This is a genomic window from Mycobacterium sp. Aquia_213 (assembly GCF_026625985.1).
Taxonomy (GTDB): Bacteria; Actinomycetota; Actinomycetes; order Mycobacteriales; family Mycobacteriaceae; genus Mycobacterium.
In genome coordinates, this window is record NZ_CP113116.1 from 2,900,827 (window position 1) to 2,914,061 (window position 13,235).

Annotated in this window: 14 protein-coding genes; 2 read left to right on the forward strand and 12 right to left on the reverse strand. The window is 65.4% G+C overall.

From position 1 onward, the window contains the following. Positions 1 to 39: 39 nt before the first annotated feature. Entirely contained in the window at positions 40 to 540 is a 501-nt protein-coding gene (locus LMQ14_RS13655) for a VOC family protein (protein WP_267735225.1), read from the reverse strand. 127 nt (positions 541 to 667) lie between these two features. After that, complete coding sequence (locus LMQ14_RS13660) at positions 668 to 1,351, reverse strand: TetR/AcrR family transcriptional regulator (protein WP_267735226.1); 684 nt, start codon at positions 1,349 to 1,351, stop codon at positions 668 to 670. Positions 1,352 to 1,472: 121 nt separating this feature from the next. Between LMQ14_RS13660 and LMQ14_RS13665 the strand changes: the two genes are divergently transcribed. Beyond that, complete coding sequence (locus tag LMQ14_RS13665) at positions 1,473 to 1,916, forward strand: nitroreductase/quinone reductase family protein (RefSeq protein ID WP_267735227.1); 444 nt, start codon at positions 1,473 to 1,475, stop codon at positions 1,914 to 1,916. A 5-nt stretch (positions 1,917 to 1,921) separates the two neighbouring features. Here the strand turns inward: LMQ14_RS13665 and LMQ14_RS13670 are convergent, their stop codons facing one another. After that, positions 1,922 to 2,599, reverse strand: a complete 678-nt coding sequence (locus LMQ14_RS13670; protein ID WP_267735228.1) for a hypothetical protein — start codon at positions 2,597 to 2,599, stop codon at positions 1,922 to 1,924. Positions 2,600 to 2,694: 95 nt separating this feature from the next. Beyond that, positions 2,695 to 3,588 carry a sterol desaturase family protein gene (locus LMQ14_RS13675; RefSeq protein ID WP_420714685.1) on the reverse strand — a complete coding sequence of 298 codons (894 nt, stop codon included), beginning with the start codon at positions 3,586 to 3,588 and terminating at the stop codon, positions 2,695 to 2,697. A 105-nt stretch (positions 3,589 to 3,693) separates the two neighbouring features. Here LMQ14_RS13675 and LMQ14_RS13680 point away from each other — a divergent pair, with 105 nt between their 5' ends. Then, on the forward strand, positions 3,694 to 4,893 hold the full coding sequence (locus tag LMQ14_RS13680; RefSeq protein WP_267735230.1) for an NAD(P)/FAD-dependent oxidoreductase: 1,200 nt from the start codon (positions 3,694 to 3,696) through the stop codon (positions 4,891 to 4,893). Between the two features lie 5 nt (positions 4,894 to 4,898). Here LMQ14_RS13680 and LMQ14_RS13685 read toward each other — a convergent pair whose 3' ends face one another. The 8 genes from LMQ14_RS13685 to LMQ14_RS13720 all read right to left on the reverse strand — a co-directional run bounded on the left by LMQ14_RS13685 (position 4,899) and on the right by LMQ14_RS13720 (position 13,066). Then, positions 4,899 to 5,609 (reverse strand): MgtC/SapB family protein, encoded by a 711-nt coding sequence (locus LMQ14_RS13685; RefSeq protein WP_267735231.1) that lies wholly within the window; start codon positions 5,607 to 5,609, stop codon positions 4,899 to 4,901. A gap of 140 nt (positions 5,610 to 5,749) precedes the next feature. Next, the gene (locus tag LMQ14_RS13690; RefSeq protein ID WP_267735232.1) at positions 5,750 to 6,085 is read right to left on the reverse strand and encodes a DUF732 domain-containing protein; all 336 of its coding nucleotides are present in this window, start codon (positions 6,083 to 6,085) and stop codon (positions 5,750 to 5,752) included. A gap of 19 nt (positions 6,086 to 6,104) precedes the next feature. Further along, positions 6,105 to 6,428: a DUF732 domain-containing protein gene (locus tag LMQ14_RS13695; protein ID WP_267735233.1), complete on the reverse strand. Its 324-nt coding sequence runs from the start codon at positions 6,426 to 6,428 to the stop codon at positions 6,105 to 6,107. 65 nt (positions 6,429 to 6,493) lie between these two features. Then, positions 6,494 to 7,897 carry a PPE family protein gene (locus LMQ14_RS13700; RefSeq protein WP_267735234.1) on the reverse strand — a complete coding sequence of 468 codons (1,404 nt, stop codon included), beginning with the start codon at positions 7,895 to 7,897 and terminating at the stop codon, positions 6,494 to 6,496. Positions 7,898 to 7,970: 73 nt separating this feature from the next. Continuing rightward, positions 7,971 to 9,206: a PPE family protein gene (locus tag LMQ14_RS13705; RefSeq protein WP_324291121.1), complete on the reverse strand. Its 1,236-nt coding sequence runs from the start codon at positions 9,204 to 9,206 to the stop codon at positions 7,971 to 7,973. 1,082 nt (positions 9,207 to 10,288) lie between these two features. Next, entirely contained in the window at positions 10,289 to 10,639 is a 351-nt protein-coding gene (locus tag LMQ14_RS13710; RefSeq protein WP_267735235.1) for a DUF732 domain-containing protein, read from the reverse strand. A 6-nt stretch (positions 10,640 to 10,645) separates the two neighbouring features. Next, positions 10,646 to 11,842: a PPE family protein gene (locus LMQ14_RS13715; protein WP_324291122.1), complete on the reverse strand. Its 1,197-nt coding sequence runs from the start codon at positions 11,840 to 11,842 to the stop codon at positions 10,646 to 10,648. Between the two features lie 21 nt (positions 11,843 to 11,863). Beyond that, positions 11,864 to 13,066 (reverse strand): PPE family protein, encoded by a 1,203-nt coding sequence (locus LMQ14_RS13720; protein WP_267735236.1) that lies wholly within the window; start codon positions 13,064 to 13,066, stop codon positions 11,864 to 11,866. Between the last annotated feature and the right edge of the window lie 169 nt (positions 13,067 to 13,235).

Genomic DNA, 13,235 nt, shown 5'->3' on the forward strand with positions numbered 1-13,235 from the left:
CGGCTGGGGGTGCCCCCACTGCACCGTCGCCGGCGCAGCTCACCCTTGCTCCTGTTTGATGTAGTCGTAAAACGCCCTCATCTCGGGCGAAATGTATGCGATCTCCACAAACGGCACAGCCGCCTGCGGGGCTGCGAGGTAAGCGAATTGGATTCCGCCGGGCATCACGCCCTGCTGCACCACCTCGGCGCCGTGGTTCGCGGCGTCGGCCAGTGCCGCATCGAATTGCTCGGGGCTTTCGGCCTCCATGCAGATGTGGTGCAAACCCGGCCCACAGGCGCGAAGAAATTCACTATAGACGTTCTCCCCGCTGACCGGTTCGATCAGCTCCAGCTGCATGTCGCCGAGATAGCTCAAGGAGATGCTGGCGACGAAGTCGGCCGGCTTGCCACGGTAGCTGCAGCTATCCGGAGCAAAGTGCACCTCGGGTATCCGCACCCACTTCCGGGCGCCTAATAGGCCGGTGAGAGCCGTTTCGGTGGCATCCAGATTCTGGGTAACCCAGGCGATCTGTATCGGTGATTGAACTTCAAGCGTCATCGTTTGGCAGGATAGCCCAGTCTGTCGGCGCCCAGAAAGGGCCAGAAAGTCTTTGCCGTAATCCGGTGCTCGGCGCCTGGAAACGTCGGGTGAACATGTTCTAATTCGGCCGGCCGGCTCGGTGCGGTCAGTGCTGGGCGAGCATGTCCACCAACAGGCCGAGCTGAGTGTCGAAGACGGCCTCCGGATCGGTCACGGTGTCGGCGCCGTACTGGCCGAACACCTCGAGGCTGATGGCCCCCAGCACCCCGGCCCAGAACAAGAAGCACTTGGCGATGACGGCGTCGTCGCCGGGAAAGCTGAACTCTTGCCGGATCCGGTCGAAATCAGACGACATCGGTTGGGAGACAACAGTATTGGTCAGCCTGATATCTCCGGTGGTGATCCCGGCGGCGATGGCGTCGAAGATGGCTCCCACCACGCGGGTGCCGACGCCGACGGTGCGCTCGGCGGGCGCGTGATATCCGGGAACCGGGCTGCCGTACAGCAGCGCCCATTGCTCGGGATGCTCCACCGCCCAGCGCCGCGCCGCCCGGGCGATGGCGACGACGTCGTCACTCCACAGTTCGTCCGCGGTGTCGCGGGCCCGGTCCACCGCGTTGGCCAGGTCCGAATAGGCGTCGATGAGCAGCAGGGTGAGCAATTCGTCTCGGCTGGACACGTATCGGTACACCGCCGAGGAGACCATGCCCAGGTCGCGCGCGATCGCACGCAGCGACAGCCCGGCCGCGCCGCGATCGACCAGGTGGCGACGGCCCAGCTCGACGATGCGCGTCTCGATCTGTTCCCGCGACTCCTGGCGTTTGCCCACGTGGCCAGTGTGACACAAATCGAGATCACCGCTCTTGCTTTTCGATGAGTGTTGTGCCATTGTGACCAAGCAAGAGAGCACTGCTCTCAAGTGTTCCGAATGCCGGCCGAGAGGATCCACGATGTCCACCCGCTACGAAGAACCCAACCGGGCCGCCCGCGCCGGTAACGCCGTCATCCGCTTGCTCGCCGACCTCGGGGTCAGCATCGCCGGAACCCGGGCGCTGCGGGTCCGGGGACGCAAGTCGGGCAAGCAGCGCGCCGTGGTGATCAACCTGCTGACCATCGACGGTGTGGACTACCTCGTCTCGCCGAGGGGCAACACGCAGTGGGCGCGCAACGTCAGGGCCGCCGGCGTCGTCGAAGTGGGGCCGCGCTGGCGGCGGCGACGCGTCGAGGCCATCGAGGTCGACGACGCGGCCAAGCCGGCGTTGTTGAAGCGCTACCTGGACAGGTGGTACTGGCAGGTCAAGGGCTATGTGGCCGGCCTGACGCCGGAGTCCAGCGAGGACGAGTTCCGGGCCGGCGCACCGTCGATACCGGTGTTCGTGCTCAGGTCACTCTGACGTGGCTAGCCGGGGTTGACTTGCCCTGACATGTCCTGGTGAACCTGTTCCGAGGTGGACCGCCACGACACGGCCGCGGGAAAGTCGCCCCACATGCTGTTGAAGATGCCGACGATCTGTCCGGGACCGCCGCCGGCCAGGTAGACCGGTCCGCCCGAGTCGCCCGGGTGGCTCTGGACGCCGTGGGACATGGTGAACCAGCCGTTGTTCACGGCTTCGACGGTCCCGCAGGTCTCACCGGTGGACACGCCGAAGTGGCAGACCGCCTGCCCGGGGGAAAGCGCGACGTTCGGGCTCGACACCAACGCACGTCCGCCCGGCAGAATGTTGTTCAGCGGAATATTGGGATCCAGCGCGATCACCTCGTAGTCGCTGATCGCCTGGTCGACGGCGACCGTCGAGCCGCTGGGGGTGTCGTCGCGAAAGGTCGCGAGATGGCCGATCGGGTTGCGGTTCTTGTCGGTGACGATGTTTCCGGTGCTGCGGCAGTGCCCCGCGGTGTAGGCGATTCTCGCGGCCTGATCGACGTAGCCCAGCGTGCACAGCCGGTTGTCCTGCAGGATCTCCATGCCCGGGGACACCACCACCGCGTCCGCGTGGGCCGTGGCGGCCGGCACACCAGGCGTGCAGGCCAGGGCAGTAACCGCGGCCGCCAGTACGCGAAGGGCCATGCGATACACCATGGACGGACTCCGTTCCGTCAAGGCCGGCGCGTGCTCCGACCACAAGTTGAGATTACGTCGTTACTGATTTGTCATCGACCGATTCGCGGTCGGCGTTACAACGACGAGGCCAGCCGAACGGAGTCGTCGGTCTGAGCAGCCAGGCGCGGAGTCCAGCCGGGCGGTCCGAATACATAGCCCAGCCGGTCGCGAAGCCGGCTCGCCGAGCGCCAGTCGCGGGCGATCGCGACGTATTCGCGCGTCTGCAGGTTCCAGATGTTGAAGGTGTCCACCTGCTTGGTGAGGCCGTAATGCGGGCGGAACAGCTCGGCCTGGAAACTGCCGAACAGGCGGTCCCAGATGATGAAGATGCCGCCGTAGTTCTTGTCGAGGTACACCTGGTCCATGCCGTGGTGCACCCGGTGGTGTGACGGTGTGTTGAAGACGAACTCGATCGGCCGTGGGAGCTTGCCGATTCGTTCGGTGTGCACCCAGTACTGGTAGATCAAATTCACCGAGAAGGCGAAGAACACCATCCAGGGCGGAATCCCCAACAGCGGCAACGGAATCCACATCAGGATCTCGCCGCTGTTGTTCCACTTCTGGCGAAGTGCGGTCGCGAAGTTGAAGTACTGGCTGGAGTGGTGGGCCTGGTGTGTGGCCCAGATCAGCCGCACCCGGTGGGCGATGCGGTGGTAGGCGTAGTACAGCAGGTCGACGCCGACGATCGCGATGACCCAGGTGTACCACTGGTCTACCCGCAGGTGCCACGGCGCCACGTAGGCATAAATCGCCGCATACCCGAGCAGAGCCAGGGTCTTCCAGCCGGCCGTGGTGGCCACCGAAACCAGCCCCATCGAGATGCTCGCCCACGAATCGCGGGTCAGATAGGCACCCGACGCCGGCCGGGGGTCCTCGGCCTCGAGGCGCTCGAGCTTGCGTGCCGCGGTCCACTCGAGAATCAGCAACAGCAGAAAAAACGGTATCGCGAACAGCACCGGGTCCCGCATTTGCGGAGGTAACCCGAACCAGAACCCGGTGGCGGCATTCACACAGATAGATTACGACGGTCGGCTGCCGATGCCGGCCACCCCGACCTGTGAGGTGGTGAGCACGTGACCGCTGTGCTGGTGGTCGGCTCCGGTTTTGCGGGGTTATGGGCGGCGCTGGGCGCTGCCCGACGACTCGACGAACTCGCAGTGCCGGCGGGGACGGTCGATGTCACCGTGCTGAGCGCTACCGGATTCCACGACATCCGGGTCCGCAATTACGAGGCGGATTTGAGCGCCTGCCGCATCCCGCTCGCCGACGTTCTCGAACCCGCCGGCGTGGCTCATGTCGCCACCGAGGTGACCGCGATCGACGCCGGCGCGCGCACCGTGGCCACCGCGGACGGTGCGGTGTACGGCTACGACCGGCTGGTGCTGGCCTCGGGCAGTCGGGTGCTCAAACCCGCCGTACCGGGTCTGCCGGAGTTCGGCTTTGACGTCGACACCTATGACGGCGCCGTCGCGCTGCAGCGGCATCTGCAGCGGCTTGCCGACGCTCCCCCGGCACCTGCGGCGGCGACGGTCGTCGTGGTCGGGGCCGGGCTGACCGGCATCGAGACGGCGTGTGAGCTGCCGAACCGGTTGCGCGCGTTGTTTTCTCGAGAGCATGTCACTGCGCGGGTGATTCTCGTCGACCGCAATCCGCTGGTCGGCTCGGACATGGGATCTTCGGCCCGGCCGGTGATCGAGAAGGCATTGTCGGACAATGGGATTGAGACGAGAACGGGGGTCGGTGTCGCCGCGGTCAGCCCCAGCGGCGTGTCGCTGTCCTCGGGTGAGCAGCTGGAAGCGGCGACGGTGGTGTGGTGTGCCGGGATGCGGGCCAGCTCGCTGACCGAACAGCTGCCGGTCGACCACGACCCGTCGGGTCGGGTAACCGTCGATGACTACCTGCGGGTGATCGGGGTCGAGTCGATCTTCGCCGCGGGAGACGTGGCGGCGGCCCGCATGGATGACCAGCACCTGTCGGTGATGTCGTGTCAGCATGGGCGGCCGATGGGCCGTTATGCCGGCTACAACGTCATCAGCGACCTGTGTGGCGAACCGATGCTGCCCCTTCGAATCCCTTGGTATGTAACGGTTCTCGATCTGGGACCGGCTGGCGCCGTCTACACCGAAGGGTGGGACCGGGTGGTGGTCTCGACGGGTGCGCAAGCCAAGACCACCAAGCAGACCATCAACTCGCGGCGGATCTATCCCCCACTGACCGGCATCCGCGCCGACCTGCTGGCCGCGGCCGCACCGGAGCTACAGGCCCGCCCGTAGTCTCGTCACTCGGATTGCAATTCGTCCCCGGCGTACCACTGCACCGCGCGAACTCCGGGTTGCAGGGACAGCTCGGCCACCAATCGTTCGAGCTTGGCCGGTGTGCGACCATCCACGAGAAGGTGTGCGGTCAAGGTGATCTCGTCGTCTGCGGCCTGTCCGGTGTGGATGCCGCGCAGCGTGAGGTCGTTGCTGCTGGCGTGCTGGACCAGTTGAGCGCGGGCGTACTTCTCGGATTTTGGGCGACAGATCGCCTGCACCAGGAAGGGTTGACGGCCCTCGTCTTCTTCGGAGTCGTTGTCGTGGTCGATCGCCCGCCCCAGCGGGCGGCCCACCACGTGGATGGTGATGACGGCGGCGGTCGCGATCAGGGTGAATAGCAGGTTGCCGGAGGCAGCCAGCACGCCGATCGCCGCGGAGCACCACAGCGTAGCGGCGGTGTTGAGGCCGCGGACGTTGACGCCCTCGCGCAGGATCACTCCACCACCGAGGAACCCGATACCGGACACCACATAGGACGCGACCCGGGTGGGGCTGCTGTCCTGGGTGGCAACCGCGTACAGCACGAACAAGGTCGCACCGGCGGCGACCAGTGCGTTCGTTCGCAGGCCGGCCCGGCGCGCTCGCCATTGCCGTTCCATGCCGACCAGGGCGCCGCAACCCACCCCGACGCCCAGCCGGAGCGCGAAATCGGCGACGCTCAGCGTTTGCGTCATGCCGGTGTCCTTCCCCGAAGCCCTTCCCCGTGGCTATGCGGCGAGTAAACCACCATTAGGTGAACGAGAGATGGATTCCAGCCCGACCCGTTGCGCGGCGGACATCCGGACGAAACCCAGTGTGCTGCGCGGCGATCCGCCTATCGCACCGCGGCCTGTTGACTGCCGCCGAGTTGTTGGGGGCAGTAGTACTTCGCCGAAATTCCCACGAACAGGGTTGCATGGTCCGTGGTCAATCCGGGGTTTTCCTTCTGCAGGTTTTGGATGAGGTCCGAGCCGGCCTTGCCCGCTCCGATCCAGCCGCACACCGCTTTGCCGAACGCGACGGCCCGACCCGAGTCGGTGTAGTGGATGCCCGCGCTGCGCACGGTCGCCAGGAATTCGGCGTCGTCGGCGCCGACATCCGGATCGCCATGGGCGGGCGCCGCCAGGCCGATCATTGCGGAGACACCGAGTAGCGCTAGAAGCCGTCGCATCAACTCAGCCGACTCCTTATCAGGCCTTCGAAAGTTGGTGCGGGCAATAGAACTTCGCCGAGATCAACGCGAAGTTCGATGCCATCTCCATATCCATGCCGGGATTGCGGCTCTTCACGTCGTGGAGCAGCTCCAAATTGTCCTCGCCGTTGTTCAAGCAGGAGCACACTGCTCGTCCTGCCGCGACGGCAGCACCCTCGCTGGAGAAGCTGAAGCCGGCTTGCCGCAGTGCGGCAAGGAAGCCCGCATCATCGCCATTCGGCTCCGGCACGGGATCGGCGTACGCCGGCCCTGCGAGACCGATCATGGCGGCAACGCCAAGTATCGCCATTAGCCGTTTCATAGTTCATCGTCCTCCCATCGCGAGGGCATTTTCGGTTCTAGGGTGATAGTCAAAGTCCTTGTCCCCTATCCTAATTGCGCTTCTTCGGACGGGATGACCTTGGACTTCCCCTTTTTCAGGTGCACCGCGTGGATTCCGGGCTTCTTGGCCAACTGCTCAAGCAGCGCATCGAGACCTGCTTGATCGACGTTGTGGTGCTGCACCGTTTCGGGTTTCTCCGATATCTGTGCGACCAGCCGTTTGAGGTTTTCCGGCGAGTTCTTGTCCTTCAGATCTTTGATCGGGGTCATCCGATTGCGGATACTGTTGCCCACCACGGTGGGACCTCCCGCGCCGAGTGCGCTGCCCAGCATCCCGGCCATTCCCATCGAACTGAACAGACTGCCCTCGCCGAGCGCGGCCGCGGGAATGGCCTCCGGACCGGCGGCCGTCAACGCGGCCGCCACCGTCCTGATGGCCGGGGTGGCCGAGGCCCAGCTGGGTGGGACTGTCAATGATCCGACCAGGGTGCCGCGGGAAAAGCCGGCCGTCGGGGTGATCGCATCGAACAAGGTGCCCCGGCTGAAGCCCAGTGCGCCCAGGCCGGCTCCCAGCGCGTCCTTCGGGAGTGCGCCATACGCCGCGGGTGGGGCGAACTTGAGCCACTGCGACACCGGGAAGTTGATCAGCAGACCTATGTCGTTGTACTGCGTGGTGAGTCCCAGCGGGATCTTCAGGGCGTTGTAGAACTGCGTGTAGAAATTTGCCCCGCCCGGAACGGTATTCAGCAGGTTCGTCCAGAAGTTCTGGTAATCCGTGGCCAGCTGTGCGAGCCACGCCAGTGGACCGCTGTAGCCGCTGGGCGTCGTGGTGGCCGCGGCGGCCAACGTAGTCGCCGCGTTGCCGGCCGCGGTGTTGGACGACGCGGTGACCGCGGCCGCCTGCATCGCAGGCGCCTCCTCGTTGGTGGTCTGGGGTGCCGGACTGAACTCCTCCAGGCTGTTGGAGGCCGTAGCCGAAGAGGCGAAGTAGGTGTCCATCGCCTCGCCGTCTTGGGCCCACATCTCGCCGTATTGCGCCTCGGTGGCCGCGATCGCCCCGGTGTTCTGCCCGAGGAGGTTGGTCGCCATCAGCTGCGCGAGTAGTTCACGGTTGGCCGCGATCAGCGGCGGCGGCACGTGCGCGGCGAATGCCGTTTCATACGCGCCGGCCGCCTGGGTCGCTTGGGCCGCGGTTTGGGCGGCCTGCGCGGCGGTCTGTTGCATCCAGGCCACGTACGGAGCGGCCGCGGCCGCCATGGCAAGCGATGACGGGCCCACCCAGGGCCCGGTGGTCAGATTCGAGAGCACCGACGAGTAGGAGGTCGCGATCGACTGCAATTCGGCGGCCAGGTTCGCCCAGGCCGTCGCCGCCGTCACCAACGACTCCGCTCCCGGACCGGTGTACATGCGGCCCGAGTTGAACTCCGGTGGAAAGGCTCCGTAGAACATGTCGTTACCCCTTACCTGGCGGCGAACGGTTGGCTGGACGGTGCTGGGCTGCTGTGCGTCGTGTTCATCGCGATCAGTCCTCCAGAGCCGGTATGACGATGATGGTGGCGGCGGCGGGGTCGGCTTCGGCGACGAGGCCGCCCAGGGCGGCCGCCGTGGCGGCATTGCCGCTCACCGTGTGGGTTGCGGTGGCGGCAACGGCGCGGCCGGCCAGGCTGGATAACGCCATCTGGCTGAAAACGCCTTCCTCACCGATCAGTGAGGCGGCCGGGACACCGGCCGCCAGGTTGCTGGGCAGCGCCTGCGCAAGCATCCTGATGTTCGGCGCGGCCTCGGTCCAGCCCTGCGGCACCGACATGCTTCCGACCAAGGCCGACTTGCCCATCGACCCGGTGACCGGGCTGCCGCCGACCGCGGAGCTGAGCATCCCCCGCACGGCGGCGCTCCTCGTCAACGGCTCCAACTGGCCCGAGATGTATTTCGGCCCGGCCAGATAGGCCTGGGCAGCCTGCCCGTTCTGGGCCCAGGCGTAGGTCTGTCCGAACGACAGGAACGGACCACCGGGGATGGTCGTCCATGACTGGGGGGAGAACACGCCGGTGATGGCGCTCCAGATGGTGTTCCAGTTGGTCACGGCCGGCGGCACGGTCAGCCCCGTCGACGGGGCGGCCGCCGCCGCGGCGTTCGTCGACACGGCCTGGGTGAGGTTGAGGGCGGTGTTGGTGCCCGACGCGGTGCTCGACTGGCCCACCGCGGCCGCCTGCAACCCCGAACCCGAGTCGTTCGTGGTCTGCGGCGGCTCGCTGAACGGCTGCAGCTGCGACGCCGTCGCCGACGAGCCGGCGTACCCGTACATCGCGGCGGCGTCCTGCGCCCACATCTCCATGTACTGGGCTTCGGTGGCCGCGATCGCCGGGGTGTTTTGGCCCAGGATGTTGGTGGCGATCAATGTCGCGAGCAGCGAGCGGTTGGCCGCGATGACGGGCGGCGGCACCGTCGCCACGAAGGCCGCCTCGTAGGCACCCGCCGCCAGCTTGGCCTGGGTGGCCGCCTGCTCGGCCTGAGCCCCCGTCGCGCTCATCCACTGCACATACGGTGTAGCCGCGGCGGCCATCGCGATCGAGGAGGGACCGGTCCAGGGCCCCACGGACAGGCTCTGAATCGTCGAGCCGTACAGAGCCGCGGTCGAATAGAGCTCGGCGGCTAACTCGTCCCATGCCGCCGCGGCGGCCAGCATCGGCCCCGATCCCGCACCGACATACATTCGACCGGAGTTGATCTCCGGTGGTAACGCCCCGAAGTCCAACATTTCTTACCTCCGCTCCCTCATTTGGCCGCCATGGTAGGCGTCGTTTCGCAACCCTCGCCGCAAACCCGCCGCAGCTCTAATGAAATCCATCGAATCCGCGTTGTATACACGTGTTTAACGACGATGGGACCGTGCTGTCCCGACTGAGAATTTCTCAGGATCCCCGTCCGGTCTCAAAGCGAACTCGTGGCATCAATATTGCGATCATTATGAGCAGAATTTATTGGCGATGCGTTCCCGCCGGGTGATCGCGGTGTAAAAAAGAAATCTCATTGGGTTAAGTGCTCGTGTGAGAACTTCGACGTGATTCAGCTAACAATAGCTAGGACTAAACTAGCAGCATATACACACTGACACCACCATCTAGCGACGGACCATGGAGGGGTCCGCGCTATTCGAAATTGCTTAATACACGGCGATCGGCACTAACCCGGATCGCGTTAAGAGTCATTAGTTGAGGATATTTATCGACGCGAACGCGATTTCTCTAACCTCCCATCGAGGTGCGCTAAGGAATTTGATTTCAGGAACGCAAAAATAGCGCGATGAAGCGTCGCACTTTAAATTTGCTTAGGATTTCAGATGACGTGTCGGTTTTATCCTCGCCGGCAACCGACAGCACTATCGGCACTTACCTCATTACGGGTAAGCCATTCAGCCTTGGGCCCGCAGGAATTGGCGCACTCTTATATCGCCGGCAATTCCGACGTGGCGGGCCAATGAACATCTGGCGCGCCGTAGCCGTGACACCGCCCCAAAAGTCCCCTGCGGCAAGAGCATCGCCGGTGCTGGACCGGGTCTGCGCCTCAGGAGCAGCGGCCTGCGCTCGGATCAGCGCGCCACGCGCGTCGATAGCGCCGAATTGAAGGTCAATGGTTCATAGCGTGCTCCCCTAAATTTCACCTAACGTAAACATGTAGAACTGCTACGAGGCTTATCGATTTCTGCGGGTTAGCTGTGGGCTGACGGGCCACGAGTAAGTGTCATTGCCGTTAGCGAGGGTGGCAGCCGACCGGGTACACCCACGCGGGCGTCGGTGTCCGACAGCTATCGGCGACAGCGGGAAGAGCCAGCGCTCGTGCTCAGCTGCTGGGGTAAATGCCGGCGCCGCGGGGGTCGGAGCCGCCGCTGTCGGTAGACAGGTGCTCGGGGCAGTAAGCCATGGCGGCCGCCTTGGCGAACTTGGCGGCGCTGGTCATCGTGAAAGCCGGGTTGAGATCTCGGATGTCTCGGATGATGTCCAGCTCAGGGGTGCCGGAGTTAGCCAAGTCGCAGACCTTTTGGCCCGCTTTGATCGCATGCTCCGGGTCGTGATAAGTGATGCCTGCGTTGTTGAGCGCGGCGAGGAAGGTGTCGTCAGCCGGGTCGGCGTGTGCCGGTGCGGCCAGGCCGATCAGGGTGACGACGCTTGCCAGAAACGGGAGGGCCTTCATATGTCGTCAACCGGCGGCAGGCGGGCGTCCGATAATGCGGGGGCGGAACCCGTATATCGGCTCGGCGAACTCGTCCTCGTGCGCACCCGGAAGGCCGGCCAGCGGCACCCCGGGCATGCCCACTGCCCCGGCTTCTTCCATCACCATCGGGGTCGCCGCGCCAAAGCTGTGGTACGCGCCCGCCCCTACCTGAGTCGTTGCCGCCACGGTGCTCACCGTCGCTCCGCTCGCAGCCCACGCCGGCGGGACGGACAAGCCCCCCACCAGGCTCGCCTGTCCCACTGCCGCAGTTGCTGCCGCGCCCGGCAGGCTCGTCACTGACGACACAGCGGCGGCACTGCCTAGACCCGCGGACAGATCCTCCAGGCCGGACGTGGTCAGGCCACTTACAGCCGCGTTCTCTGCGGCTGCGGCAGCCGGATCGATCATCGTCGTCGGGTTCAGAATGCCGTTGGTGGTGAAGGCGTTGGACAGGCCGGAGACGCTGTTGTTGTTCAGGAAGGCGCCCAGCAGATTCTCACTATTAGGTTGATTGCTCAGCAGATTGAGCAGCCCGGAAAGTCCGGTGGTGTCGTCACCCGAGCCGGGCGTGAATATGCTGTCCCCCGCACCGGCGGCAAGCGGGGCGGCCAGGGCGTTGTTGACCGCGTCGGCCTGCAAGGCCGTTCCGTCGGCGGTCGTGTCGGCCTGCGGATCGCTGAACGCCGTCATTTGGCTCGCCGCGCGCGACGCGGTTGTGTAACTGGTCATCGCGGAGGCGTCCTGGGCCCACATCTCGCCGTATTGGGCCTCGGTGGCCGCGATCGCTCCGGTGTTCTGGCCGATGATGTTGCTGGCGACCAGGTTCGCCAGCTGAACGCGGTTGGCCGCGACCAGGGGCGGCGGCACCGTCGCGGCAAACGCGGCCTCATACGCGGCGGCGGCCGCGTTGGCTTGCGCGCCGGCCTGCTCGGCCTGGGCGGCGGCGGTTTCCATCCACGCGATATACGGTTCGATCGACGCCACCATCTTCGCCGAAGCCGGGCCCAGCCAGCCCTCACTGACGAGCGACTTGATCACCGCGTCGTAATTGGTTGCCGCAGCACGCATTTCAGCAGCCAGCGCGTTCCATGCCGCCGAGGCCGCCAGCATCGATCCCGATCCGGCGCCGGCATACATTTTGGCCGAGTTGACCTCGGGCGGTAATGCCCCAAAGTTCAGCATGACATCTTCTCCTGAAGTCTCTTATCCGGCGGCCGGTGGACGGGGCATGACGACGGGGCGAAACCCGTACCTGGGGATGGCGCGGCGCAGCCGGCGGCCGGTGCCACCCAGTGGCCCCGCGACGCCTCCCGGTCCGCCTGCCGCGGGCGTGCCGGATGTCCCGATGTCACTGAGACCGGTTACCGGCGCCGGCCCTTGACCGGGCGTGATGTTGGCCGCGGTAGCCCAGCTCTGCGGCACCGACATCGAACCCACCAGATGCGCGTTGCCTATTGCGGCAGATGCGCCACCCAGGCCGGTTGTGCTGGATGACAGGTTGGCGGCGGAAGTGACGCCTTCGGCGCCGACGGCGAAGTCGTCTAGACCGCCCAGCGTCGTGGCCGTCGCATGCAGGAAATTGAAGTTCTGCACCGTTCCAATGATGGATTGCGGGTTGAACGGACCGCCGGCAAGCGAACCGTTCAGGATCGAGTTGGCGAAGAAGTTGCTTTGCAGGAACTGGCCCAGGGCCGTGTTGTTGTTCCCGTCCAGAAATTGCGTTAGGTACCAGTACAAGCCTCCCGACGCTTGCGGCGCGGCAAGAGCATTGACGTCATTGGCTGAAACATTGCTAGCCGACAACAGCGACTGCGCATTCCCGGCAGCCGTATTTGCCGCCTGGCTGACAGCTTCGTTTTGTCCCTCCGCCGCGTCGGGGGTGGTGTTCGTCTGCGGCGAGGTGAACGGCGTGATCCGTGCCGCGGAGTTCGACGCGACGGCGTAGCCGTTCATCGCCCCGGCGTCCTGCGCCCACATCTCCATGTACTGCGCTTCGGTGGCCGCGATCGCCGGGGTGTTCTGCCCGAAGATGTTGGTGGCCACCAGATTCGCCAGCAGAGTGCGGTTGGCCGCGACGACCGGCGGGGGCACCGTCGCCCCGAACGCCGCCTCAAACGCCGACGCGGCCGCGCTGGCTTGCATGCCGGTCTGCTCGGCCTGTGCGGCCGTGGTGTTCAGCCAAGTCAGAAAGGGTGCGGCCGCGGCCAGCATCGACGCCGACGACGGGCCGAACCAACCTGCGCTGGTCAGCTCTCTGATCACCGACTCGTAATCGGTTGCCGCGGAACGCATTTCGGCAGCAAGCGCGTTCCATGCGGCGGCAGCCGCGAGCAACGGCCCCGAGCCGGGGCCGGAATACATCTTTGTCGAATTGACTTCCGGCGGTAACGCCGCAAAATCGAACATGGTTCCCCCTCGGCGCTCAGCAGGTGGCCGCTACGTTGGCTGCCTCAGTAGCCGCACACGAACCGACAGTGGTCTGTACGTCGACAATGGTCATCGGAGTTCTCCTCAGGAATACGGGTGAGCCGGAGGCGCGACCCTAGCCAGGACATACACCGATTCCGCAACGTGG